The sequence below is a fragment of the Pelagicoccus sp. SDUM812002 genome (assembly GCF_031127835.1).
Lineage (GTDB): Bacteria > Verrucomicrobiota > Verrucomicrobiia > Opitutales > Opitutaceae > Pelagicoccus.
Window position 1 is genome coordinate 80,777 of the sequence record NZ_JARXHX010000005.1, and the last position, 26,736, is coordinate 107,512.

Below are 26,736 nucleotides of genomic sequence, written 5' to 3' on the forward strand. Positions count from 1 at the left end.
GCATGTTGACGGTGATTGCGAAATGAGTGAACCCTGCTTTATTGATTTGGGTGACTATTTATCAGCAAAGGTTCCCTCTGGATGTTGAAGACCGGCGAGGGCGTTTGCGGAGGAGCCTTCGGGGGCGGAGGGAGTTACGCTGAAGGAGCCGTCGGTTTCGAGCACAACGGCGAAGACGCGATTCAGGTCGACGTTTCCTGAAGAGCGGACGGCGGCTCGGATTTCCTCTTCTGCCACACGAGAACTCCGCATCGCTTTGGGGAGGCATTTTCCTTGGTAGAGAAGCAGCCTTGGCTCTCCCGTGACGAGCCGACGGATCCAAGGCGCTCGTACGCTGGACCAAGTGATGACGTACTGGAGGCAGACGAGCAATGCGAGGGCTAGCACCCCTTGGGCGAGGGAAACATCCTTGCTTAGTAAGATAGTAGCGAGCGTGGATCCCAGGGCGACTGTGATGATGAAATCGAAGGCGTTCATCTTCGAAAGGGTTCGCTTGCCGGAGATTCGAAGGACCAACATCAGGCAGGCGTAGGCTGCGACGCCAATGATCAGCGTACGCAAGAGGGGTTCGGTTCCGTCGAAAAATAGTTTGTCCATGGCTCAAATGGGATTCTGCGCGAGAACGCACTCTGATGTGTGTGGAACTCCGCTGCTGGAATCGCGCCGAAGACGTCGCGATGCGGACGGCGGACTGATCGAGACCTCTATTGTCGTGCTCATGGGGCAGTCGCTTTGTCCTGGTCGCAGTCTCTGCGTCTTCCTCAATCAGCTGGACCAGTATGTCCCAGTTGAAGTCCATGTCGTGTCGTGCCGTTTGGCGGATGGAGTGTTCGTTGTGTGCCTTGACTGTCGGCGACGCAACGGTGGTCGGTAGTCCGCAGAAGCAGTTTCAGCTCCCTCCCGTTGAATTCCCAGATGAGGCCATTTGCCCCGATCCGCGCATCATCAAGATACCTTTCGGTGGAAGAGCTTATCCAAGACTCCAGTCGACCAGAGCGCCCACACAATCAATACGGGTTGAAAGAGCAGCCGGATCCCGCGAGCGCGATCGGAATCAAGATTGAAGGCGTCCTCTCCGTTTAGGTATTGAGCAAGGTTACCGGGAAAAACGATGACGAAGAAGATCGCTAAGGCTGTCCCAATTATTGTCCTGGCCCGATAGAGTAGGATTAGAGAGCTGCCTAGCACTATCTCTATCCAGCCGGAGACGACCACTACTAAGTCGGGGTGGAAGGGAACCCAGTCCGGAACCTGGGCTTGGAACTCTAGCCGGAAAGGACCGAGGTGTCCTATCCCAGCATAAATCATAGCGGCTCCCAACGCGATGCGAAAGAAGTGCTGTGTTATCGAACTTTGTAGTTGCGATGACTCCTCCATTGTCGGTCAGGAGAAATCCGCTTTGGTTCAGGATTGGGATCCCGAATGTTGGTTCAGCTTTCGAGCTGACCAGATGCCGCCGACCACTGCGGCAAGCAAGCCGACCACTGAAAAGGCCACTAAGAAGAAGAGTCCGGAAGCGACGCCGATTATCCCAGTGACGACGGCGGTGATAGCGAGTAGGGGAATTGCGATTTTTGCTTTCATAGTCCTTCCCAAGTCTGCAGGGCTCGTGCCAGCTGATAAGGTTTGGGATCCCCTTTGCCTATCGAGAGAAAAGGAAAGGGGCAGATTGTGATAATTTATGCGAGCAAATGAGGAGATCGGTGGCTCTTGGGCGAATTCCTTTTTTTTGGTTCGGTTCAATATCTGCCTATTGACGTTCCGACCATATTTATGGCCTGGCTAATCTGTCGGTTTCAGCACAGCGCCCCTTTGTCAAAGGCGAGTCGCAACAGCGACCTTCTGTTTGGACGGCTTGGGGGTTGGCTGGATGACGAGGCTGGATTTTTCAGGGACTTCGAGACATCCGCCACACAATTGCGACGTTTGTGCGCTTCTTACTTGGTAGGGTAGGTTTTGGGGAGAACCAATTCGAAGGTCGTGCCATTGTCCGGTTGTGACGACATGCTAATCGAAATATCTAGCAGCTCGCACAGCCGCTTGACGATCGCTAAGCCGATTCCTTCTCCCTCGTAGTCCATGGATCCTCTTTTCATCGCGTTCTGGCTATGGTCCAAATCCTCCTCTGGCAAATTCATTTGCCGCAAAATGGGCGTGCCCTCTTCGGAGCGTAGACCCGGACCGGTGTCCGTGATACTCAGAGCCCAGCCGTCACTGCGGGACTTCCAAGCGATCTCCACGGAACCGTCGGTTGTATACTTTAGGGCGTTGATCGTAAGGTTTTGGACGATGCGTTTGAGTTTCTTAGGATCGGTCTCTATTTCCAGTGGCCCTTCACCGCTGGCTTTAAACTCGAGCCCTTTTTCTTTGGCGACAGGACCGTATCCCGCAGCCAAACTCTCGAGAAACGCGGCTGCGTCGATTTTGCGGATGTGGCGCTCTTCGGCACCCGAATCGAGACGGGAGAGATCGAGGAGGGAGTCCAAAAATTCGGTTACCGAGGAAACGCTATTCGAGATGACGCTGCCTAGGTCATCGGCTGATTGGTCGCCTCTCTCTAGCTCCAGAATATTTGATGCTCCTTTGATCGTCGCCAACTCGCCTCGCATATCGTGAGAGATCTGCCGGATAAGGGTAGCTTGTTCAGTGCGGACCTTCTCCAGCTTTTCTTTCGCTCTCTCGATGTCGCGTGATACGCTAGACGCCTCGACTTGCCTCAACTGGTCGTAGCGCGACACGCTGACGCATAGCGATCGCGTGAAAAATTTTACGACAATACCCAATGCGAAGTGGGCGGAGGTGCTGGGACATTGGTCGAGGTAGTCGCTTACAAATTCCGTCGCCACCTCTTGAAGCAGGCCCCAGTCGACCACCAGCTCTTTGAGTTCGAAGCCTTGTTTCCACCGTTCGTGACCGTGATGAGAGATCGAGTCCTGCAATTCGCTATCGTTCTCCAAAAGCTCTCCTGCTTCGAACACGCGCGTCAGTTGATCGATCACCTGAGGGATCCCGTCTATGAACTCCGCACGACTCAGGCTTCGCGTCACACTGAGGGTTTCTTCACCGTTGGCTCTCTCCTGCCAACCGTCGATAATCGCCCGCTTGTTTGATCGTAAGTAAGCGGCGAGGCCTGGGTCTCCGTTGGGTCGATTGTGAGTGGGCTTCACTTTACGATGAGTTTATTGGGGGCTCTTAGAGAATTGGATAAGGCTTGGTAAGGTCACGTAACAACCATAGGATTTTTTGAGACTTGAGGACCACGTCAATCGACAAATGCCCGCTTACCAGGCAGAGTGCAATGTGTCATCACTCTTTTTCGTCCGAAACGGCCTGCTCCGACTCGCCCCCGCGCAACAAGGCCGCATTAAAACCTGAACGCTAGGTGAATGTTAGATTCTTCGATGTAACGCCACGTTTGGCAGGTGCAGGATTTGTAGTTAAAATTTGGATATTTTATGAATTATAGCGAAAGGTGAAACGGTGACCTCTGGCTTGGCCGTTTTTGCACCCCTTTTGCTTCGACCCTTAATAGGATGGGCCGCGTGGGGATCTTTTATGTCCCTAGGGCCAACCGGCGGTCGATCTAAGCGACCTCGACGCGTTGGGTGATGCGGAGGAAAGAAATAGCTAGGATTTATGTGCAGGTTTCGCAACTCACCGTACGCGCCAGCTATTGCAGGCAACTTTTTGCTGATGGAACTAGAAATTGGGGCAAGCTGCGAAATTAGAGTCCTTCTCGGGGACATTGTTACTAGATTGAATAATTAACGATTCGATGCGTCCAAATTTCTAACTGAATCCAAACCATTATAGATATGAAAAAGCTGATGCTCGTTTTACTCTCGTTTCTTCCTTTCTGGATAATCGCTGAACCTCCGGCTCCCGAAGATATTGTCGTCTCTTTTGACGAAGTGATAATCCCGCAGGACGAGCTTGCGTTTGTGACGGATTGGAAAACTCTGAAGCCGGACCTGAGCGAATTCGAAATCGAGTACCAGAGATTCCTGAGTAACGATCTTGGAGAGCGATTCGCACTCGTCACCCTTTTCAAACGAAAATCCGGATTAAGGATAATAGACGAAAAGGATATCGTTGGAGTACTCGCTAACGGGCAGCGGCTACACCCGATCAGGTTGGAAGGTGAAACTCAAATCGGGGCCCGCGGCAGCATTTTTGTCCACTTTGGACAACACCAGTTTCCCTTAGCCGGTCTGGAGACCAGAACCGAGTAATCCAGCAGGATCGCGCCAGCGCGATCCCGCAATGCAAGAGCACTCAACCCTACGCGGGATGCGAGATCCACCCTTACGATACCTCAAAACGATCTATTGCTAACTCTTAGAGTTGTTAGAGGCCCCACGCTTTTTTAAACAACAGCTCACTGTAGGATTTGACTCCTTTTTTTCGATACAGGTTTTGTACGTGCTTCTCCGCTGTTCGTTGGCTGATACCGAGTTCAGCGGCTATCGCGGGAACGCTCTGTCCCGCCAGCAGGAGATCAAATACCTGTATCTCGCGTTTAGTAAGTTTCGGTTCGCTTGCATCGGAAGTGGCTACTGCTTTTTCCCGCCAGATTATAAGCTGCTTAGAGTCGTGTAGGAAAACCTTGTTCGGCAATTGCTTCAAATGACTGTGTAGCTCTGGAATGCCTACAGTGCTCTGCTTGAAGTCCTGCTTAGCCAAGCCGTGCAAATTATAGAGCGAACTCTCGCTCGAATCTAGGGAGGCGATCGACCAGCCGAGTTGTCCCAAAAAAGCGAATAGCGAATTCAGGCGATGGGTCTCTATTGAGAGCGACTCGCTTGCGTCTGGGATCCCGAGGATCTCCGGCTTCGCGTTTTGCTTCGGTGGATCCATCGGGCTCTAGACGTCTAGACAGTTGTTTCGAAATAGGGGGCTCTCAGGGTGCTCAAGAGCTCCTTGTTGGTATCTAGCTGGAGCTTCTCTCGAGCGGTCGAAAGCTGACGGCTCAGGGTGTCGCGGCGAACCTTCTTGTGGCGTGCCACATCGCTCACGTTTTGGCCGGCCGCCAATTCCTTGAGGAGGAATAATTCTCCAAGACTAAGTTTGTCTACGTTTAGCAAACCGTAGTTTTGCTCCATGATGGTGGCCACGATTCCGGCTTTGCGAATCGCCATTTCCTTGCGGTGAAGGCGGTGAACGTGTGAAGCCAGAAGCGGTCCCGACGTCTTTAGCAGATGGCGCTCGTTCGCTGTGAAGTCGTGCGAACCTCGATTCAAGATGAGGAAAAGCTCGGTAGTGGAAGTCGAGCAAAAGGGAAAGGCTAACTGATACCTAGCTTCAAGGTGCCGGTACACCTCTGTATAAAGCGGATTCTCACTTAAAGCTCCTTGATCGATGTAGTCGGATAGCTGATACGGTATATCACGTAGATTTTGCCAGCCGTGCTCTGCAATGACCGGATGATATTTGAGGTTCTCGACGAGTGCCGGTAAGAGGGAGCGAATTGTCGAGTCGTGTGATGCGGATACTTGGCTATGCTTAAGAAAAGCGAACGCAGGGGTCCACTCGTTCCAGCAGATGCAGTCGCTGGGTAAGAGTCGATTCAGGTAGAGGAGGGCGCATTCGGACAATTCATCCCAGTGAGACAGCAGAAAGAGATGGTGAGCGAAGTCCCGCAGTACCCTAAAATCGGTTTCCCGGATTTCGTAGGACATTGGATTAGGCAAGAGGAGGATTTGTCTGCGAGTATACGAATTAGCTGCCCTAATTCAAACAATTAATTCAGGAAATACGTAGTTTGTGGGGTGGGGCGGAAGTCTGGCCAAGTGTAATCTGTATATCGTCTTGGCTTCCTTATCCCCTATCAACTTGTTCCAATTCCGAGAGGGGTACGGTTCCGTTTGCAAAGCCCTGTGATCCTATAGCGGGACGACAGTACTGAAAGTGACGTGCACGTGCTAGATAACATCTTAAAACTAATGCCCTCTTAACAGCATGTATATAGTTACAAACAGAAAGCTCTACGAAAAGCGTAAGGGTTTGGATATTTTCGGGAAGAAACCAGCTGAAAAAAAGCCAAATTCAAACGGCCACAATGAGCTTCGCTTGCTCAAAGCGGATAAAAAGGGAAAAGGGTTTCAGGTTTCAGTATTGGATGAGAAGCTGACCAAGCAAGAGGTGGTTGGGCTCAAGAACAGGCATAATCTGAAAATAGATGAAGAACTGAACTATTACGCGAGCTTGCAGGTGGCGTGTGAGATTTTTGAGAAGGCGACAGAGAACGAGACACCTATTGTGTGTTATGTTCACGGTTATAATAATGATGTCAGTGATGTCTTGGATACCGCAGCCAATATCGAAAAAACATATAAAGTAATCGTCATCATTTTTACGTGGCCTGCTAATGGTGGAGGCAAATTGTCTGGAGCTGCTGCATATCTCAGTGATAAGCGAGACGCTCGTGCCTCGGCTGGAGCTCTCGAGCGATTCATAGGAAAGCTTCATGACTATCATCAGTTGCTTACCGACTCCATGAGAGCTGAAATGAAAAAGAAAGCTTTGGCGAAGGCGGGTGGTAATGAGCAACGATATCGATCACTTTACGGAGAGTTGCTGGAGGGGCAATGCACGGTCCCTATCACTCTTGCTTGTCATAGTATGGGAAATTACGTGCTTAAGCACTCGCTTGCTTCTACCGAGTCTGCGGTCCGTCAGCTAGTCTTTGATAATGTCTTATTGCTCGCAGCGGACACAAACAACGAAAAGCACGAAGATTGGGCTAATGCCTTGCAGGTGAGAAATCGGCAGTATGCCGTAATCAATGAGAAAGATTTTGCGCTAGGCTGGTCGCGAAGGAAGCCCGGTGAAGAACAGCTTGCCCGGTTGGGTCACTACTTGTTCAATTTGACAGCTAAAAGGACCATTTACGTCGATGTAACGGGTGCTAAAGGAGTCGGTAGTTCGCATGGATACTTTTGCGGTAGAGCTGTTGAAGAGAACAAAACTCTTCGCGACCTCTTTAACAAAATATTTCGGGGTGGGTCAATCGAGAGCGAATTGCAATACCGCACCGAGATTAACGCTTATAGGATACCTTAGCAGGATTTTTAATGTATCGATGTCGATATTCTCCTGTCTCAATCTCCGGCGCCCCTTGAGTTGCTATCGGTATTGATTAACGGCTTTTGAAAGCACTGGTTTCAGGTCTCGACCAACTCTTGAAGGACGATTTTTTTAACACAAGAGATGGCGAATGATTCGCATTAATTGTCTGTCATCGTGACCGGCCACGCTTCGGTCTTGATTGAAAATAAACCTTTATAAAAGTAAGAGGCCGCCTCTTTACGTGGGTGCTGTTTCTCAAGGTCCTGGCATCAAAAATGGGCGTGATTTTTTTGAATGGGAACGAAGAAGACGACTAGTTTTGTGTTCCGGACAAAAGATCAAAAGATGAACTCTAAACACCGACTTTACCCCATTCGATCAGCGAGCGAATAAAATCTCGGTGGTCTCCTTTGAGAATAATCAACGCTGGGGTCCACTCGTTCCAGCTGACGCAATCGCTGGTTATAGCGTGATTCGAGTAGAGGAGGGTGCTATTCGGACAATTCATCCCAATGAGACAGCAGAGAGAGGTGGTGAGTGAAGTCCCGCAGTACCCTAAAGTCGAATTCCCGAATTTCGTAGGACATTGAATAATGAGGAGAAGGATTCGCGTCCGATTAAACTAATCAGTCGCTCTGATTCGATGAACTAATTTAGGAAATACGTAGTTCGTGGGGTGCTAGACTTTGGGTTAGATAGTTATTCTTCAGTTTTCGGGGTGGTTAACTTGGCACTAAAATTATCGTGCGGAACGTGTCCTAGTACTAGGATTGTCTTGGTGTCGAGGCTATGTATAGTTATGACCCTTTGGGGGGTGAAAAAAATTAATGTATGCACATTGACGATGTGACTTTTTTGTATGAAGCTGAAAACGATATATAAGGGGCCATTGGGATTGCCGGATTTGCAATCGGATTACATTTTTGAGGTCGTAGCTGGTAATGAGCAATTGCTTAAGAGCGTTGAAGTGCGACTCGCGGGAAATAAGCTTTTACCTATCGATACCGGTGCTTCGAATTTTCTCTTTTCTTTAGGGGAAGGGGGAGGCTTGGTTGGGAAGGTACTTGTGATGTTGCTTTTGGTTTGGGACGTGAATGAAGATAGCAACGATACAAATGCACGATCAATAATTAGACGCGTTGGGGTGGATGAGTCTTTGTTAAATCCGGATTACGCTGAAGAGGTGGTCGATCAGGATGGAGATGCGATAATATATTGCGTTAAAGTTATTTTTTAGTACTACAGTTATGCTTTTTAAAAAATTGTTCTTTTGTGCTTGGGTGCTCGGTGGTTCAGCTACTAGTGTCGTATCCTCTGACTTGGAGAAATTTAAGATACCAATTGATGATCTAAAGTCTCCGGCTGTACCTGCTCAAGTCATGTTTGAGAGTGCTCCAACTCTTTTGCCAGAAGCTACTTCGCTGAAGGAGTATCAGGTTAATGTTCAAGCAGCGTTAGATGACGCATCTGCTGGTGGATATAATTTTGCGTTTCAGATAACGCCTAGTTTGCTTTCGCGAGAAGGTACAGGCTACAGTTTGGATGAATATTACGGAAATCGTTCGATAAGTGGGAATATAAAAAGGAGTTTCTCTGCTTCTTTCGCAGTACAGGACTTTAAAAGAAAAATTGAGGACATGAGTTTTTCGGGTCGTGCTTATGCTGTCGGTTTAAAAACAGATCTTCTCAAAAAGTCTCCTGATCTAGAGGAGATCGTTACGTTGAGGGATTCGTTGGTTGAAGAAGGCGATGAGTTTCTGAATAAGATGGCGAATAAAGTAGCTGCGGGGGAAATGGATATCCCTGAAACGGGAGAAAAAATAGATTCGATTTTGGACTACCGGCCGAGTTCTGAGGCGATGAAATCTATTCGAAGGTTATTGGACAAAAAAAGTGGATTTGGTTTTGAATTCGCAGCAGCGTTGAGATACGATGACTATAGTGAGACTGAAATTGATGATGATGTTACCAAGTATTCAGCCTGGGCTAAGTTAGAGTACACCCCGTCTGGTGCTGCGAATGACTTCACTTTTTTGTTTTTGGGAAGAGAGAATTTTTCGCAGATAGATGAAATTGACGATAGTACGGATTACGGTCTTCGGATATTGTGGAAATTTGATAAGAAAATTGATCTCTCATTAGAATACTTGGAAAGGGAGGGTTCTGGCTTTCGAGACGAGAGGCTTGCAGTCTTGATCGATTATGAATTTGATGAAAATTATAGCTTGGTATTATCCTATGGGGATGTGCTAGATGATAGCGGTCAGCCGGATGGCGAACGGTTGTTGACGGTTTCTTTTAATTCTCCATTCGGGAAGATTCCATTCCTTAAGTAGTCTTTCCGCGGAGGTGTTGCTTGTGAAGTTGGGTAAAAAGCATATCTGTTATCTTTGCGTCTCTCTATTTAGATTATGCGATACAATATAATCGGGGCAGTTTGTACGAATTAGGGTGAGTGCAGAAAATCAGAAAAAAATCAGCTTGTAATGTTTTAACTAGTGAAGCTATTCAAAGCGTTGAGGTGAATGTCAAACATTACGGTCTGACTCCTTGTCTCTTTTCACTCCTTATCTCTTTTCTCATTCTAATCTCTTTTTTAGTATTCACTATTTCACGAGGAGCGTTTGGCTCCTCTCTTTTTCGAAGAACCAAACTTTGCCCTTTTTTAACTTTTCCTACGGTTGGCTTTAACCTTTGAGAAATATCTAAAGGGTCAATTCCGTACCTTTAATATTCAAATTATCACGATTACGAATTAAAACATTGCCCCTGCAACCCGATGGTTCACCGTTAAAAGCCTTTAATACTACAAGAGTATTCGAACGACCCTTTTGAGTCCTCACGATCGTAGCAGGAAATAAAATTAATCCGACTTTATATGTCATGAATATCATATGTTAAAGTTACGCGAAAGGACGTTGGCCTGAAAACATTCACATATTGCATGAAGTGTTAATTTGTATGGATTTGTCTGTGCGAAAAGTTGCTGTATTTGAGTCTCGATTAGGTTTCGTTCTACCGAGGAGCTTTCGGATTGAAAGCTATCCACGTTTAATCGAAGTTATAATTACACGTAATAACAATAGTAGTAAGATAGTTGCTTATTGGTCGGGGAAAGAAGTAGTATCTGTTTTGGCGGCCGAATTTTCACGCGATGTAGGATGTGAAATGGTTTGGTGCGGAGATTCCTTCGAGACGACGAAAAAGTCTATAAATCCCCTACGAATTCTGGTCAGAAAACCTTGGATGGTGGTAACGGTAGTATTGGCGATTCTTGGTGCCATGGAGGGATTAAGGCATCATCATTCATGGCTTTTTGCAGAGGCTAAATTTCAGGCGGCTAGTAAATCTGATCAATTAAACTATATCACGGGAGGGCAATCCAGCTGGATTATAGATGTTAAAAATTCAGCAGTAATCGGAGTGGGCTCTGTATTTGCAATTGATTTATATGCATGTGCAGGGGGCGAGAGGCTGGTAGAATGGCCGCCCGACCTATCCGATCGGCTTAGCTCTTCGGAACGAATGGCTTCGGGAGCAGGTGGAACTCTAGGGTTTAAAGTAGACGGTCTTGGTGAAGGGACGTACGAAATTCATCTCAATTTGGAAGGAAAGTCAGGCTTGGCTAGGGTTAAGTGGAAAAATATAGTTAGCGTACCACTTCGTGTTTGGCAGCCGGTTAGTAGAGCTCTTGGGTCCAAAATAATCGAAAGCGATAAGTGCAGGTTCGAGGTCGTGATTTCGTCTGGTGCCTATTTTCCTGAGGGTTTAGTTATACGAACTAGTTTGGAGAATAAATATGGCGTAACTTTTGAGCGGATAATTCCCACAGAATTCAGATTAGGACCGTCAAAAAGTATCTTCAATACTCCGAATAGCACCAAAGTAATTCAGGCTGAGACTTCGTCGCTCGGACCTTTCAGAGATTATAGATTGACGATATATATGAGGGGAGAGCGTAAGAATGAATCAGATTGGAATGAAATAATTGATCATGTATATAAAAATATGATCCTAAGAAAGAACGGCTAGAGGTATGAAAAATATATTGAACATTGTGTTTTCTGTTTACTTATTTTGTAATTCGGGTTTTAATAAACCTATGCACGCTGCCTCTGTTGAGGGGAGGGTTACTGAGTGGCCGAATGAAGAAGCTGGTATAGGGGGTGTCGTTGTCGAGGTTTATAATGCGGCAGGGGTTGTTGCGGATACAACGACCGATGATTTTGGAAAATATTTTATAGAAAATCTAGATCCTGGGTCGGTGGGAATTCGTTTTAAACACTCTGGGTTCGATCAGTATCCAACTGAGAAAAGCGCTGATCTAGCTGATTCTGTTAATGAAATGAAGTTGGTAGAATTGATACCCAAAGGAGCTTCTGCTGAATTTTTCGTAGCGAATAGAGAGGCTATTGCTAAGCGTATTCGGCGTGATCGGAATGCAATCAAGAAGGATACCGAATTTATTACAAAATTGCCGATTTTGTATAGTGCAAAGGCTCAATACGCTACGTTGGTGGGTGTAAAATCTTTCGATGACGACGATGCAGTTAAAATGCTTTTACCCTATCTTGCAGTTGAAGTCGAAAATGCCTCTGACTTTGAGTCCGTTCTGGCGGAAATGAAGGACGGAATCGTTTCAGCTGAAAAGTCAAGGATAAGTGACCTACTTTCAGACGGAACGCGTTTAAAAGTCTACGAGGATTTTGAAAAAACACTAAGCGTGAGTGAAATGGCGGTGCTGCAAAACAGTATTGGTAGTTCGGTCGGGGGCTGGTGAGGGCAGCGGGACAAGAGAGTCAGCTCTTAAATTTTGACTTTAGCTTTGTTAGGACCTTTGCGGCTGCCATCCGACTCACTTGCTCGGGTATACCCCGCGTCTAAAGCGCCGGGTCGGAGTGATTTCCAATTATTCAGCGGTCGGGCAGCATCCATTGATGCTCGGTACGCAACTCGTACCGAGCGGATTACCGCGTCGCATCTACGCAGTGAAACAAGAATAGCACAAAGCCTTTCGCACTCTTTCTTTGCTTTGTCGTCCTTGTGCCAAGGATTAATTTAAGACGACAGCTCAACGATCTATGAGAGTACCGAGTGTATTGACACTATCATAACGCACCCAAGTCGCGGCTGGACCCGTGATTGATCGCATTGTAGGTCGCTCTTGGATACTCGTACTCGTATCGCAAGGGCCTCGCCACGGGAGGTGAATGAACCGGTGTGGAATGGCAAAATTTAAGAGCTGCTCCCGTTATCCTGCCCGACTTGAGGAAGTTAAATTGTTATCTCAACCGGAGTCGGAACTCCGATCTGGGTGGAGATAGGGATGTAAAAGTCTATTTCCTCATTAGGGGTAGATATCGAAACAAGAAATGAATATCGACATTTACTCTCTCCCCGATTGAGCCATTGTCTTTGTGCCCACCATCCTTTGATTGGGTACACGGCAAGAATGTTTGAGTTCGCTAGGTCCTGAGGCGAGCCTTTCCAAATATCGGAATGGATGGAGCCCTTGTGTCGATTTGTACTCCCAAGAGTCCAATAGTCCCCGGCTCCTCCGCGATCTACATCAATTTCAGAATCGGACTCCGTCGCTTCGCTGATGCGCCGTTTGAAATTCAGTTCTGATTCTCCAGGCTTTTTGATCCCAAACCTCAATCCATGGGAAGGATATTTGTATCTGTCTTTCCAGCCTACTTCTCCTGGGCCGGGCTCAATGAAGTATGACAGTGTAACCCTCATGGAAACCTCGGTTTCGGGAGGCAGTTCGAGGAGTACATCCTTCGGCCATGGTAACGAATAGAGATGCCAGTCCTTCGTTTTGTATCCAGAGCTGCCCTGTTGATAAGGTTGTAGCGTTGCTTCAGAGATGAGCGTGAGTGAATTGGCAGTGCTGTGGAGAGCCTTATTAAGGTCCGGTACACCCCAGCCGCTTATTCTCGCGAGATAGGCAATGTCGCCTTTCGATGGGTTGTCGGGGTCGCGTAGAAATTGTTGTTTTAGAGCAAGCGTCCATTCTGCGGAATGGACGAGTATCGCTCTGATCGTTTCGGGCCATAGCTCGGGATATCGTGATTGTATCTGTGCGGCGAACCACGCCGCTTTCGCACAGGCAGCACTCGTCATAGCAAATCCTTCAAAAAGACGCTCGGTAGTTCGGTGATGAGTGGATAGCAAGCAAAGCTCATCGCAATAATCTACGACTTCGCCATTCCCCACTGCTAAATTGCCGCCCTCAAATACAACATCTGGTTTGATCGGCCAAATTTTCTCCCATTCCGTTGAGCACGAAGAATACGGCGAAAGGCCTCCTTGCGGAGCGAGAGGCGTATGGTCCCTATAGTCGTCGTCTCTAATCTCAACCAAATCTGTATACGCTCCTACCGTGAGCGCATTCCATGCTTGCGCGGGGTCTTGTATCGACTCCAAGACTTGCTCGTTAGGGTAGTTGTCTGGCGAGTGACCTAGTGGAGTGTTCCCGGCACTAATAACGAAAAGCTTCTCGACTCCGTCGTCACTTCCAAAAGCTGATTGGTCGACAAAGCCGGACCAGGAACTGGGTCTTCCTCGGTCTCTATCATCGGTTGCTGTAACAGCTAGGCAGTAGATTCGTTTGCGGTCGTTCGCCTGAATCGTTGCCAAGCTAATTGCTTGGCTCGTTACATGACCGTATAGGCGTTTCGGATTCGAACCACGGGGAGGCAAGATCTTCACTGACTCAAGACGATGCGAAATCTTAACCTCGAGACCTGATTCCAAAGCTGCCTTGAGGTCCCCGAAAGCAGCGACGCCAGCCATTAGTGTTCCATGTCCATTGTGGTCGTCTGAGCCCCATGCTGAATCGAAGGCTTGCTGATCGTCACTAGATAGAAGCGGTGAAATTAAAGGATGCCCTTTGTTCACTCCTGTATCCAAAATGCAAATCGAAACCTTCGAGTCTTCGTCGATTTTCATTCGCTGTCGCAGGTCTTGAGCCCATTCGGCTTGCTCTGCGGGTTGAAGCTGCAACCAAAAAGCTGCAGTTTCTTTGGCGAGACGGAACTCAGCTATTAGACCAGAGCATTGATAGAGGGCCTCTAGCTGGCTACTGTTGGCTTTGCCCACGAAAACGCGTCTTTCAGGAAAAGAAACCTGTCCTTGTAAAAGCTCAATACCAACTTCGCCACAGCTCGACTCAAAGCTTTCCTGTGCTTCGTCGGAATCTTGATTAATCCAAATTTCGACAAACTCCGGTTCTTCATCCGGCATAGGAGCAGAGTCCGTCCAAAACGACTCGAGTAACGCAGCTTTTATGTCACCTATGCTATTAACCAGTGGACCGTTTTTAGGCGCACCACCTGGAGTGTCGCTTACGAGGTAAGCTTCTAGTTTGTTTGAAAGAAGACTTCGTTTATCGTTGGATACATAAATGGTGGCGTAGGTTCTCTCGTTATTGTCGCTGTCTAGTTTCTTTCGGACGTTTACGACGCGAACCTTTTTCGACGCCATGTCTTCAAGACTTTGATACATGAGTTCGATTGCGGGCTCGCTGACAAACTCAAGGTAGACTCCATCGCGTGTTGCCTGGCCTACTGCTGTTTGATTCCCGGCATTCGTCCAAGCTTCATCAAATTTCCTGCGAATCTGCTGCCCGTGCTCTACGCTCCTCTCCTGAGGCGGTGTTTGAATATTCGGAGGGCGTCTCGTGTAAGCTAGTGGAGTTCGGAAATTCTCGTTGAGTTTGATGTGTGGGTAACGTTCTCCGGCCATTGGAGGTTTATTTCAGGTAGGCGTGTTGCCTTTCATGCAAGGAGTTGAGGAGGGATTTGCTTTCCACGGTTTCGTTTCCAGCTAAAATTGCATTCTTGATTGCATCTCGAGCCGCGCTCGTGATCTCAGCTTGGCTGAGGCCTTCTGCTGCGATCGCGGCTTTGGCGTAGGGGAACCGAGCAGTCTTGAAGGTCGCTAACAAGTTCTTCAGGAGTTTCTGGCGCTCAGCCTTATCAGGAAGACCGTAGCGAAGGATATCGTCGAATCTCCGAAAGAGTGCCCGGTCGAGGAGGTTCGGGTTGTTGGTGGCCGCGACGATTATATTGTCGGAACGATCCGCATCGATGAATTGGAGAAAGGCGTTCAGTACTCGCCGCATCTCGCCCACATCGTTTTCGCGCCCTCGGTCTCCGCCGATTGCGTCGAATTCATCAAAGAGAAACACGCCCTTCGAGCTTTCGATTACATCGAAGATTTGGCGAAGCTTTGCGGAGGTTTCCCCCATGAACTTCGTCACAAGTCGATCCACTTGAATGGTGCGGAGCGGCAGCTTCAGCTCTGATGCGAGAATGCGGGCGGTAAGCGTTTTGCCTGTGCCTGGTGGGCCGGAGAGCAACACTTTGCGACGATGTTGTAGACCGTGATTTTTCAAGGCCTCGCGTTGACGGTATTCGCTCAGGATGCGTTCAATGCGCTCGCGTTGGCCTGATTCAAGAACGAGGGATGCTAGACGTTCCTTAGGCTCCTCGGTGAGTATAAGGCCCTCTAGCTCGTTTGGAAAGCGAACGAGCGCTTGCTTACGTGTCTGTCGTGACTTGTCGACGAGACTCTTAATTTCGTGGGCAAGCGAAGAGTGTCCTTGTCTCGCTTCGTGGGCGGCGAGCTGGAGTGCGACCGTGAAAAATCGCTCTCCATCTTCCTCAAGATGGGATCGGATCAATGATTTGATCTGCTCTGCGGTTGCCATGTGAAGTGAGCGTGGAGGGTTGCAAGGTAACTGCAACCCTCCAGTATCCTTTGGCTAACTTCTATCTCGATGAGGTCTTCAGGCTAGATGCCTATGATCTGGATCTTGGAGCCCTTGAAGTTATTCGAGTTTCGTGCCTGCGGTTTCGTTTTTTCCCTTCTTCAGGCTTTTGAGGCAATTCGCCAGGGCGCTCTCCCAGAGATGCTCCTTGGCCTCGCGGCCGGCATCTCCGTCGAGAATCCTTTGTGACGTCTCCAGCTTCTTGTCTTCTACCAGCGAGTTCTTGATTTCCTTGCTCCCGTGAGCCCATCCCTTGATCATTCGGTCGAAGAGAAGCTCCTTCTGCCTCGGTTCGTCTTCGGTGATCCAAGCGAGGTATTCCAAGTACTTTCTGCGCCCGACTGGGCCGTCCCGCAAGCCGCCGCACGCGTCGAGCATAGTAGAGAACTCCGAGAAGTCTGGTCGTCCTTTCTTTTCCTGAAGCAGCCAGTGCCCTTTGGCAGACTTTCGGCTCATTCTGTATACTATGTAAGTGTAGAACGAATACAGTATTGGGTGGTCTGCGAGAGACCGTCTGCTGAGTCTGTAGTCTCCCCGGCAAGGCGTCTAGAGCATCTGCCTTTACGAGCCCAATGCGTCATCCATCTTCGTGTCGAGCTAGGTGCCTACGTTGGCTGAAAAGAGGGTCGTCTGAAGAATTGATTTAGAGATCAGCGTCGTACCATCCTAGAGTTATTCGGCTGCGACGAGTCTATCTAAAAACCTCAACAGTAGCGTTAATCGTCCGGCAACAGTCGGACTTGGTTTAGCGCCGGATCAAACGCGTCGCGCAGATAGTCTTTCGCCAATCGCTCCGTGCCCCAGCGATTTAGTGACGTGCGTACGTCCCGGTAAATCGCCCTCGCTGCCTTGCGGTTCCCCTGTACGTCGAGAATATTTCCCCGATGCAACTTCGCCCATGTCGTAAAGGGATCCGATGGATTTCCAGCCGCGACCGCTTTCGCGTAAGCCTGATCAGCCGCTGCCCAATCCTGCTGGCGAAAGTGAGCCAACCCTTCTGCAAAAAGCACTTGGGCGGTACGCTCGGCGGGGAAATGTCCTTCTGCCAATAGCCCTGCCTGGCGGGCGGCCTCCGCCGCCAACGCCTCGGGTTTATTCAGATCGTAAAGCGCTATTAAGCGTAGGCTGCCAAAAAAGGGGCTATGAGGATACTCCGCTATCAAAGTGTCGATCATCTCATTCGCTTTGGCTGGGTTCAGCTCGGTTCGAAGATAAATCAAGGCCAGTGCTGCCCGGGTTCCTACCACGGTGTAGGTTCCTTTTTCCAAGGACAATTCCGCCATCTTCATCCCGTCTGCTGGATCCGCGGGTTGGCCGGAAAACGCGAAAAACCGCACCACGCCGGGAAGTTTAGCCACGAAGTAATCATAAATGCCGATTCCCGAATAAGCGTCATAAAGCTCCGGATTGATTTCCAGCGCCTTTTCCAGATTTTCTTTCGCTTGCTTGCCAATGGAGTAGGACTTTCTCCAATGGCGATTCTTGATGTGCCATCGCCCCTGCAATCCCAGAGTGGCCCCTTTTACGAAATGGCCTTCGCCGGTGGGGTCGCCTTGCTCGATGAGGCGTTCTGCCGCTGCCAGACTCCGATCCACTGCTGCCAGCATTGGGGCGCAGAGGTCCTCATCTTCTTCCCAGGCTGCGGCGGTCACTTTCCACCACTCGATTAGCAGATCGCCAAAAACGATCACCGGATGCGAATCCGCCCACTGTTGCACCGCCTCGAGTTCAGCTAATCCCGTCTCATAATCCATCTGGTAATTGGCTTCGAGTGCCGCGTGAATCTGGGCATTTACTTCTGGCGGAAGGCCTAGGGGGTTGGGATTGGCAGCGTGTCCGCCGGCGACGACCGCCAAGGACAGAGCGATAACAGGTAAAAGTGTATTCATCAAAGTGATTTGGCTGTGCACAGCCGAAAGTCTCACTCTCAGCTGACCGCCGGTAAATCCGCGAGTTCCCCAAGGTCTTTGCTGTGGGTCGGGCATTGGACTCTCGGGCTTCTACATTGAGATCGCCAGGTTGTACCTCGGTGCCTCGTATGGCACTTTTGGGTGGCCAGTTGCGGAGCGAGATTGTTAGGGTACTTGTCGAAGTGCTTTTTGAGCCTGATGCTAGTAGCCGACAAGGAGGCCAAGGCCTGCTCCTCGGAGGCAATGACACTTGGCTTTGATAAGGAGGTTTGCGAATTTGGACTTATTAAACGGTCTCTTAATTATTATTTTTAGGGACCTGTCGTGTTAGTGATAATACGGTAGAATGTGGAATAAGGTTCAACAGGCTCCAATAGGGTCTCCTTACCGTCAATCGTTTGAGATTCATATATAACTTCGGTCCAGTCGGAGAGATTGAAACTTTTTTCCAACCTCAAATTTGGTAATCCGCTTGCCCAGGTGATCTTTGCCTTCGCCGGGTCCGGTGATGGACTTATAACAAAACCAATATCGGTTCCTACCGTTTCTATTTGTACGGGGAAGACGCTGGCTTGGATAGCCCCGTTCGCTTGGAGGTCGGTATCTCCACGTTGTCCGTCTACGAAGTGGAGGCGTATGCGATCTTCAAATATCTCGGCACCTGTAGTGCCATCGTATGAGAATTCAAACCAATGGGCGTCGGAGTCTCCCGGAGTCTTTCCAAAATACCAAATGTCTGTAATAGTGGAATTGGCCGGTAGTAGAATATCAATGACAGTCGCGTCTCCTGAGAAATTGGCTATCCCGAAATCGACCATTCCGAGAGGAACTATGATATTCGAAAAGGCGATCCAATCAGGTCCGTAGGGAGAAACGTCCACAAGGTTTGTGCCTGAGCCGTCTGTGATGATTGTTAGAAAGTCGCCCGAGTAAGTTGGGAAGGAAGTGACCCAATCTTGCTCGGAATCCAATATGGCATCGCCGTTGCCGTCGCCGAATCCTTCTTCGGCGAGCACCGGCACGTTGGTTGAGAGCGTGGAAATGGCGGAGGTGGTCGAATTCGCGGAAGCCTCATTATTCGGAACCAAGTCTTCGACTTCATCGCTGAGACCATCCGCATCGGTGGACAGCGAGCCGTCAACTAGGATAGATCTACTGAATTCCGAGGTGCTTCCGTCTTCTGAGGTGGCGGTGGCGTACAAGTATTCCCCAGGCGTCGCGGAAGTGGTGATTTGAAAGTCGAACTTGGATAAGCCGGCAGGTCCGAGAACTACGGTTCCCGAGCCGATTTGAATTCCGGATTGGTAGAAATCCAAGGTGTAGGGCGTGTTTAGAAAATGCTGGGAGGTATCGAGAAAACCTGACAATATGGTTCCTGCATTCGTTGATTGAGCCACGTTGAGCAGCGGATAGTTTTGTTGATTGTTACCGCCGGTGTCAGAGTCTCTTTTGTCGTTTCTGTCAGGATCTCGAAGCCCTCGTAGTTTAATGTCGCCGTAAAGGTTCTTTGATGACGTGCCCCAAAGTTCGATACCGGATCGAGAACCTTTGTGAACATTGTAGCGAAAGGTGTTTCCAGTACCCAAACCGCAGAGAATGGAACCGAACTGAGTATTGGTAAATCGGTTGCCGAATTCGGCGGAATCTCCGCCGATTAGGTTGTTATCGCCGTCAACGATCACCCCCCAACGCGCCTGTCTTACATCTTCGGCCCCTCCGAAAGAATTCCCTGCCACTGTATTTTCGAATCCTTGGATTGTTACACCGGCCGCCACACAGTCTAGGAATAGGTTGTTTCCAAAAACGATGTTGTTTGAGGATTCGCTGCCAATACTCACACCGTCGATCAAATCCCGGAATCGATTTCCCTGTACCTTGTTGTCCACCGAACTTGATCCGGTGATGACCACACCGGATGCTTGCACTTGGCCCGAAAATTCGGTATTGGTTGTTCCGAGTCCCTGTATGGCATTACCCTCTCCGGCTAGTTCGCCTCCGATGAGATTGTTCGGAGCATTGACGATTCGTATGTTGCCTCCGGGAATATTACGCAAACTTGGAGATTCTGAATCAGGATCATACCCGATGTCGTTGCCTTGAATAACATTGTTCAAGGCACTGGTCCCGGACAAAGTGATACCGCTCCAATTATTGCCGCCGATCTTATTTCCGGTTATGGTATTGAAGGAGGCGTTTTCTATCACGATGCCTCCCATTAGGTCTATCCACCAATAGTCTAAATAGGAAAGCACTTCAACAAAATCTACAGAGGGTAGCCCGTTACCGAGATTGTTTTCGAGACTCGCCTGAGGCGCGGAGTCTGTCCCAGTCGAGTTTACATCAATACTCGTAAAAAGGGATGCATTTCCATGCACGTTTGTTCCGATCTTGTTATTTACGATCAGATTCTCAGATGCGAGGGTTCCGCTAATAGCAACGCCTGCCCACCAGTTCCCTGAAAGTAAGCAATTGGAGATGGTATTGTCTGACGTATTGTTGATGTAAATACCAGCGCCTTGAATCGTCTGCCCTTTCATGCCGTCGACTGAGGTCCCGATATAGCAAAAATCAACTTCATTGCCACCTGAGCTTTGAAGAGTGATGCCGTGGGAGAGACTTCTACTATTAAAGTCGCTAACTATTGGGGGGTCGGCACTGCCAATATTAAGTCCGTTTATTCTGCTGTTGCCTCCCTCTATATTTAGCCCGGTCGAGCCGGTGAATCGAATCGAAACCGGTGGTGTTAGAGATAAACGATTTTGGCTACTGCCGTCGATGACAACGGAACTCGTAATCGGCGGGAGTTCGCTTTCGAGGACTATAATAGGAGTTCCGATTTCGCCTTCAATATTGAATGTAATCGTATCTCCTAATCCTGCATTTATTGTTTCTATGGCAGAGCGCAAAGTACATTCCGGGTCGCCATTCTCTAAAAATTCGCCTGTTTCGCTTCCCGCCGCGTTCTCTGCCCGTGGCCGATCTGCTACGGAATTTACCACGATATCAACTCTCGGTCCGAGTTCCAGTACCCAAGGTTCGATGTTTTCCCCATCAAGGTCACCCCAACCGGCAATGAACCTGCCGTCTGTGGAAATAGCAGTCGCCTGTTCCGGGTCCCAACTGTCGAAATCCCATTCTATGCCCGAGTTTACGGCCGCTTCTATAATCGTTTTGGTCCCGCCTGCCCGAGTCCAGATAAACGCGAAGTAAGCATTGTTTGCTGAATTTTCGCTATAAAATATATTTATATATCCAACCACGACCGATCCGTCTCCCGATACGGCTAAGGCGAACATATCCACCTTGAAAAAGTCTTCTGTGCCAGGGATCAAAGGGAGGATGGTTTCTGTTGTATTGGTCCAAACAGCCGCCTTGGCGGTTGAGTCCTCTGGTAATCCTGGATACTTGACTCCCACAAATGTATTGCTGTCTGCTGATACAGCGTTGACACGAAAGTTGGTAAACGTGCCTTCCTCCTCCCATTTTCCGTTTGCCCGTTGAATGGCGGATATCTCTTCATTGAGTTTCACAACGGATCCGTCGACCGAAGGAGTGACCTCGGCATCGTCTTCTTCAATCAATTCCCACTTGACTGATTCGGTCGAAATAAAGCCCCCCTCTTCATCCCTAAGGTCATTCTCTCCTAGGATTACGCGGCCATTGGGTGTAATATAGTTGGCTCGAGTGAAAGGTAGGGTGGTGAACGTGCCGTCCTTCCAGCTCCAAGCGGTATCAGGCTGTGGTTCGTCGAACGGCCCATTGAATTCGCGAAAATCCCCGACTACAGTACCTTCTCCGCTGACGCCTAAGGCTTGGGACTCCCAAAATGTCCCATTGAAAGGAGCAGCCCCATGAGGATGCCCGAGCCACTTGAAAGATTGGGCGGATACGCCTTGGCATGCTATTGCCGCTATGCTGATGATCAGCGTCAGGATGGTTTTCATGGGATACCTTGTGAGGGTTGAAGCCTTATTAAGAGAGCTTTAAGAGAGCTAAACTATTTCGATACCGCTAATTCGGCTAGCGGACTTGAAGCGGATATTTGAATCGAATCACATTTTGATGAGGTTGTGTTGCGTGACTGGTACCTCCTATGAGTTCGGGAGCCGAAGAATGCGACTTCAAATGAGAGCAGGGGGGACCCTAGCATCAGCAATTGGCTGATCAAGGGTTACATGACTGCTTTCGAATAGCTGAGAGAATCCTCTGGGCATGTTCGCCTCATTGACTCGACCCCAATAGCATGAGGGAGCACGGACCGGAGACATGGAGCCCCCAAAAAAGTCAGATCGGAATGTTTAAACTTATGCTTTTCAGCATGGTCAGCCTTCGTTTACGAGCAGGTCGCGTGTGACAGTGGTGGTTCGCTCTTCGAATTCGCCGGTTGCGGGATCGCGGCGGAGGTAGCGAATTTCTACTTGCGAACCAGGTGCTCCGCGTAGGGCTCCGATGGATTCGCGGAGCGATTTGCCGTAGAGGCTTACGGGGCGACCGTCGAACTCTCGCGCTTCGACAATGAGATCGCCAGCTTGTACCTCCGTATCCCGAAGGGCACCTTCGGGCATGATCTGATCAATTCTTAGGAAACCGGATTCGATGCCTACTTGAGCACCGATGCCCTTGGGCGTGGCATCGTAGATAGCCTGGTAGGCTAGGTCGCGCTCGGTGGAGTCGGAGAGCGAGTCTGCCCAATTCATGGCATCGAGCGTGCCGCGTCGGGCGAGGCTGCGAGAAAGGCTGAGGATAGCCGTTTCTCGCTGTGTTCCCAGGTCGAGTTTATCGAGTTGCTGCAAAAGATTATCGGGATTGCGGCTGGCCCACGTTTCGATAATCAGGTCTGTCTGGGACTCTTCGAGTTTGTCTCCGCTTTTCTGATACCAATCCCACGCTTCGGCGGGTGATTGCTGGGTCCATTGGTAGAGTAGGCTTTCTGAAAAATTCCGGCGTTCCCATTCCGTCCAGGTTTGTGAGTTGGCGAGTGCGGCTTGGATTTGCTCAGGAGTCCCGTTAGCTGCGATACGAGCTTGGATTTCAGAACGTCCTGGGTGTTGCGCAAACGTCTGTATCCAAGCCTCTCGTACACTCGGGCTAACGCTACTACTGGCAAGAAATGACGATAGGGCGGCTTCGATCCCGACGGAGGAACCACGCATGTCGAAGATGCGATTTGAAAGCGCTTCTGCGTCTTGAGGGGAGTTCGTCCCTGATTGCTTATTCCATTCCGACACGAGGGTCTTCAGCGCGATATCCCGGGTCATCGGATCCTGAAGGTTGGCGAGCTCCAAACTCAAGTCTGGTTCCTGGACGCTAGCGAGGTATTCGAAAACTCCGCGTGCGAATCGAAGCCTCTCGCGACCTTGAAGTATTTCGATTTGCTCGAGGGCGTTTTCGATATTCGAGGATGCTGCTTGATACCCCTCTTCGCGAGGTGACATCGGAGTGGGGGCTTGAATGCTTTCCAATGAAGGCTCGGTCGTAGGCATCTCGACCTCTGCCTTGCTTACTCCGGTGGGAGCTTGGACCAAGGCAGCGTTCGGAGGCGCGGGAGCTGGCTCCATGGACGAGGCTCCGGTCTTGGAAGCTCCAATTCGGTAACCAACTGCAAAGGTCAAGCTGCCGAAGAGGCAGGCAGCTACTATCCCGACAGTGAACTGTTTCACTTTCTTTTCCATATCTTCGCTCGGTTCGTGAAGTTACTACGCAAAAGAGCTTCGTTTGGTCTCAGATTCTCAGGGAAATGATAGTGTGGCTTCCGGGTAAGTGATAACGTGGAAGCGATCCCACCGGAAGGTTGGCGATTGATCGCACCTCCAAGTGTGGCGATCTTCTAGTCGGTTCGGTCACGCTTGGTTACCATTGCTGCAAAAAAAAGCACCCATGGAACGGGTCTGGCCTGTGTGTAGGAGGATTGAATACGGTGATGGCCTTGGGTGCTTGTCTCTACTTCATCTCGAGTCGCTATGCGGACCGTTTTGGGTGCAAATCGCTCGATGGGTGGGGCGCTTGAGCTTTGCTCTGTTGGATGGTTCCTTACCTGTCTAGCTTTGGAGCAATGACCGCCGTATTATGGCTGAATCCAGACACTTACCAAAGCCTCACTTGGGCGGATTGACCATGATGTGTGCCCGGTGCGTGCCTGGATTCATGATCCAAGGCGCTCCTGGGGTTGCGGGCTTGAGGGGAAGTCCGGTGCTCTCCACAGTAGCATAGGGGATATAGATGACATAGCGTTGGTAGGTGTTTTCGATTTCACCCGTTTCGTCGTTTAGGTCCCCAGTTAATACGGACAGCGTGGCCCGGTCAGGCATCTTGAGCCTGCCGGATTTCACAGCCTGCTCGCGGGCGTCGAAGATCTCTTGGAATTCTAGGCCCTCCGCTCGGCGCTGGCGGCCGAAGACCATGTAGGGCTCGAGTTCCTTATGGTAGGATGCAACGCTGAAGCCATCTTGCTTTGGGTCGTCCGCGAGACAAACGAGCGAACCCGAGCCTTCACGGAGGGTGATGACTTCGCCGGTTTCGTCGTAGCCGAGGACCGTAGCTGTGTCGCGTTCCTCCTCTGGAGCCGCAAGGAGCGCGGTGGAGATTTGCCATTCGGAATCCGGCATTTTTCCGAACGCCGAGTTTGCGAGGATAGGAATGCACAGCAGGAACGAGCGAAGGTCTTTCATGAGAGTAAGCCTACGGCGCTCCGGCCAGAGGTCAACGTAGGGTGTCCGCTAGGATCGTTGTCCTGTCTTGGTATTGAAGAGTGCCCCTCGATTCACTAGCCGCGGCACGACCTCAAGGGGCATTTGCCAAAACACTTATGCTGCTCGCTTTTCCTGCCGGTTTACCTGGTTGGTTTCAGCATAACGGGAACTTGGCTTGCCTGCCGTGTGAGATTTTTGTTTGAACATCGACCCCGTTATCGACCGTAAATTAGTATTCGACTTGCGGATCGTAGTCCGCCACGGCGCCGGGCTTGACGACGGGGAGAACGAGCCGCGACGCGTGTTTGCCGCCAGTGTGTATTCGTTGCTGCGCGACGCGGGCCTTTTCGTAGCTGTCGATAGCTTCCCAGGTATTGGGGTGGATGACGTAGGCTGGATAGCTACTGCTCGATATTCGCACACCGAGCCGATGGCCTCTGTCCAGTACGATCGCGGTGCTGACCAGCGGGATCTTGGCGTGATACACTTCGCCTTTCTTTAGCTTTGTGGGCTTGTCGAGTCCGTCCCGATAACGGGCCGTCAACGCGGTGTCGCGGATCGGCCATTCGTAACCGTCCGGATAGATGTCGACCACCGTGACCACGTACATGGTATCTGGAGCGTCAGAAGAAAAATAGAGATCGACATGGGCTTCGCCGGTTATCTCGAGCGCTTCGCTGAGTGGCTCGCTGTCATAGCGGAGAATGTCTTCCCGCTCGCTTAAAACGCTGTGGTCGCGCGGACCGGAATGTCGGGCGCTGCGAGCTCCGCTCAGGACATGGATCGGATCAGCCGGATCGTAAGTATAGGCGTTGGATCCCTTTTCTTTCGTCGGACTGCCGGTCGATAGCGTTCCATCCGACCGAAAATACCAGGATTGTTCTGCATGCGGGACAGGCCAGGTTTCCGTCGCTTTCCAAAGGTTTCCCGGAGCGTTCGGATTAGTAGCGTCTCCCATGAGAAAATAAAATAGGTGCGACTGCTTCGGTTCGCTTTCGCCTCGAAGCATCTGGAACACATCTATTTCCGGAAACAGTAGGTCGCAATCGCCATAGGCCGGTGGAACGCGTCCTTCTGTAGAAAGCGCCCCGTGGCCGCCAATGCCCATAATAAGCGTCGCTTTGCCATGGTCTTTCAAGGCCACCCATTCGTTGATCGCTCCTTGCGTGTTGCCCCCATCGAACCACCCGGTCCGATCGTTGTATTGAATATCCAAATCGCTGGCGTTGCGTACGAGCTCGTCTCCAGGTCTACCCCAACGGCTGGAATCGGGGGTGGGTTCCCACGAATCTTCCGGCTCGGAGATATCGCCGTTCCAACTCACGCGACCCCCGGAGGGCGCTCCGATGGCAGAGCGGGAACCGCGCGAGAGCGAGCCGATAGCCGTCACCACCAAATCGAGTTCGGGCGGGTTTTCCGACATGGCGCCTTTGGACTGGGCTGCTCCTTCGGAATATCCATTTACGGCTATATTGCCGTCGCACCACGATTGCTTGGCGATCCACGCTATCGCATCCGCGCCGTCCTCTCCAGCGTTTCGCGCGCTCCTTCGAGCATTGAAGGCGGCTCGCGCTTCTCGGGACATCTCGCTGCCTTCAACTTCCCGTCCAAGGACATCGGCGTTGACGAAGTCTCCTTCCGGCGTGAGATCCTGGCCGACAAAGGCGTATCCGTGTCGCAAAAGTTCATTGCCATAATCCAAGGCGCTATCGATGCGGCCCCGGCTGGTCCGGACGAGCACCACCGGCCAGGGGCCATCTCCGGCAGGGAGGTAAATCTCGGTTGGTAGGGTTTCGCCATCCCTCATTTCCACCCGTTCGGTCCAACGACTGGTTCCCTCTGGCAGCAGTTCCAGTTCTCGGCCCTGCGGCGTGAACTGCCGTACTTGGGAAAGATGGAATTGGATAGCTTCCGCCTCAGAAACCGTTCCGTCTCCGTCGGCGTCCGCCGCTGGAAACTGCTCGCTCATGCGAGCACGCCAGTCAGCACTTTGGTAGGTTTGCTGTCCGCTTATATCCTCGGTAACGGGGGCGCCTTCGGTCACTCCGTGAACCACGGCTATTTGGTCGCGTGGAAACATAACTTGGCCAACTAACGTGCTGGAGGAGACGAGGGCCATTAAACCGATAGCCAAGGCGGGCTTGATCGTTGGTACAATTCGGTGGTTAGACATAGCTTTGGGTAACATTAAGGGGTGAGATGGACGGTCAGTCGGAAAGGGCGAAACGAACCAGCGGGGGAGGGTAGCGACCTAGAAGCTATTGCAAAAAAACGCGACGCAGACGCACCGTTT

General features: G+C 50.3%; 20 protein-coding genes. 6 read left to right on the forward strand and 14 right to left on the reverse strand.

Going from position 1 to position 26,736, the window contains the following annotated elements; all coding sequences use genetic code 11:
• Window positions 1–54: 54 nt before the first annotated feature.
• The 4 genes from QEH53_RS09435 to QEH53_RS09450 form a co-directional block, all read right to left on the reverse strand.
• On the reverse strand, window positions 55–597 hold the full coding sequence (locus QEH53_RS09435; protein ID WP_309022929.1) for a YetF domain-containing protein: 543 nt from the start codon (window positions 595–597) through the stop codon (window positions 55–57).
• A gap of 348 nt (window positions 598–945) precedes the next feature.
• On the reverse strand, window positions 946–1,377 hold the full coding sequence (locus QEH53_RS09440; protein WP_309022930.1) for a hypothetical protein: 432 nt from the start codon (window positions 1,375–1,377) through the stop codon (window positions 946–948).
• Between the two features lie 27 nt (window positions 1,378–1,404).
• Window positions 1,405–1,584, reverse strand: coding sequence for a hypothetical protein (locus tag QEH53_RS09445; protein WP_309022931.1), 180 nt, complete (start codon window positions 1,582–1,584; stop codon window positions 1,405–1,407).
• A gap of 353 nt (window positions 1,585–1,937) precedes the next feature.
• Window positions 1,938–3,167 (reverse strand): sensor histidine kinase, encoded by a 1,230-nt coding sequence (locus QEH53_RS09450; RefSeq protein WP_309022932.1) that lies wholly within the window; start codon window positions 3,165–3,167, stop codon window positions 1,938–1,940.
• Between the two features lie 648 nt (window positions 3,168–3,815).
• Between QEH53_RS09450 and QEH53_RS09455 the strand changes: the two genes are divergently transcribed.
• The gene (locus QEH53_RS09455) at window positions 3,816–4,232 is read left to right on the forward strand and encodes a hypothetical protein (protein ID WP_309022933.1); all 417 of its coding nucleotides are present in this window, start codon (window positions 3,816–3,818) and stop codon (window positions 4,230–4,232) included.
• Between the two features lie 115 nt (window positions 4,233–4,347).
• On the opposite strand, the gene QEH53_RS09460 is transcribed toward QEH53_RS09455, so the two are convergent.
• Window positions 4,348–4,857 carry a helix-turn-helix transcriptional regulator gene (locus QEH53_RS09460; protein ID WP_309022934.1) on the reverse strand — a complete coding sequence of 170 codons (510 nt, stop codon included), beginning with the start codon at window positions 4,855–4,857 and terminating at the stop codon, window positions 4,348–4,350.
• Between the two features lie 14 nt (window positions 4,858–4,871).
• Window positions 4,872–5,678: a hypothetical protein gene (locus QEH53_RS09465; RefSeq protein ID WP_309022935.1), complete on the reverse strand. Its 807-nt coding sequence runs from the start codon at window positions 5,676–5,678 to the stop codon at window positions 4,872–4,874.
• Window positions 5,679–5,958: 280 nt separating this feature from the next.
• Here QEH53_RS09465 and QEH53_RS09470 point away from each other — a divergent pair, with 280 nt between their 5' ends.
• The 5 genes from QEH53_RS09470 to QEH53_RS09490 all read left to right on the forward strand — a co-directional run bounded on the left by QEH53_RS09470 (window position 5,959) and on the right by QEH53_RS09490 (window position 11,848).
• Window positions 5,959–7,062 carry an alpha/beta hydrolase gene (locus QEH53_RS09470; protein WP_309022936.1) on the forward strand — a complete coding sequence of 368 codons (1,104 nt, stop codon included), beginning with the start codon at window positions 5,959–5,961 and terminating at the stop codon, window positions 7,060–7,062.
• Between the two features lie 865 nt (window positions 7,063–7,927).
• Entirely contained in the window at window positions 7,928–8,305 is a 378-nt protein-coding gene (locus tag QEH53_RS09475) for a hypothetical protein (protein ID WP_309022937.1), read from the forward strand.
• A 10-nt stretch (window positions 8,306–8,315) separates the two neighbouring features.
• Entirely contained in the window at window positions 8,316–9,404 is a 1,089-nt protein-coding gene (locus QEH53_RS09480) for a hypothetical protein (RefSeq protein WP_309022938.1), read from the forward strand.
• Between the two features lie 796 nt (window positions 9,405–10,200).
• A complete protein-coding gene (locus QEH53_RS09485; RefSeq protein ID WP_309022939.1) occupies window positions 10,201–11,100 on the forward strand; it encodes a hypothetical protein in 900 nt (299 codons plus the stop codon).
• Window positions 11,101–11,104: 4 nt separating this feature from the next.
• Window positions 11,105–11,848 (forward strand): carboxypeptidase-like regulatory domain-containing protein, encoded by a 744-nt coding sequence (locus tag QEH53_RS09490; RefSeq protein WP_309022940.1) that lies wholly within the window; start codon window positions 11,105–11,107, stop codon window positions 11,846–11,848.
• Window positions 11,849–12,342: 494 nt separating this feature from the next.
• Here the strand turns inward: QEH53_RS09490 and QEH53_RS09495 are convergent, their stop codons facing one another.
• The 8 genes from QEH53_RS09495 to QEH53_RS09530 form a co-directional block, all read right to left on the reverse strand.
• Window positions 12,343–14,817, reverse strand: a complete 2,475-nt coding sequence (locus QEH53_RS09495) for a S8 family peptidase (protein WP_309022941.1) — start codon at window positions 14,815–14,817, stop codon at window positions 12,343–12,345.
• A 7-nt stretch (window positions 14,818–14,824) separates the two neighbouring features.
• Window positions 14,825–15,784: an ATP-binding protein gene (locus tag QEH53_RS09500; RefSeq protein WP_309022942.1), complete on the reverse strand. Its 960-nt coding sequence runs from the start codon at window positions 15,782–15,784 to the stop codon at window positions 14,825–14,827.
• Window positions 15,785–15,904: 120 nt separating this feature from the next.
• The gene (locus QEH53_RS09505; protein WP_309022943.1) at window positions 15,905–16,300 is read right to left on the reverse strand and encodes a hypothetical protein; all 396 of its coding nucleotides are present in this window, start codon (window positions 16,298–16,300) and stop codon (window positions 15,905–15,907) included.
• A 260-nt stretch (window positions 16,301–16,560) separates the two neighbouring features.
• Window positions 16,561–17,733: a hypothetical protein gene (locus QEH53_RS09510; protein ID WP_309022944.1), complete on the reverse strand. Its 1,173-nt coding sequence runs from the start codon at window positions 17,731–17,733 to the stop codon at window positions 16,561–16,563.
• Between the two features lie 332 nt (window positions 17,734–18,065).
• Window positions 18,066–21,698 (reverse strand): right-handed parallel beta-helix repeat-containing protein, encoded by a 3,633-nt coding sequence (locus QEH53_RS09515; protein WP_309022945.1) that lies wholly within the window; start codon window positions 21,696–21,698, stop codon window positions 18,066–18,068.
• A gap of 378 nt (window positions 21,699–22,076) precedes the next feature.
• A complete protein-coding gene (locus QEH53_RS09520; protein WP_309022946.1) occupies window positions 22,077–23,426 on the reverse strand; it encodes a hypothetical protein in 1,350 nt (449 codons plus the stop codon).
• A gap of 423 nt (window positions 23,427–23,849) precedes the next feature.
• Entirely contained in the window at window positions 23,850–24,422 is a 573-nt protein-coding gene (locus QEH53_RS09525) for a hypothetical protein (protein ID WP_309022947.1), read from the reverse strand.
• Between the two features lie 250 nt (window positions 24,423–24,672).
• Window positions 24,673–26,616, reverse strand: coding sequence for a CocE/NonD family hydrolase (locus tag QEH53_RS09530; RefSeq protein WP_309022948.1), 1,944 nt, complete (start codon window positions 26,614–26,616; stop codon window positions 24,673–24,675).
• Between the last annotated feature and the right edge of the window lie 120 nt (window positions 26,617–26,736).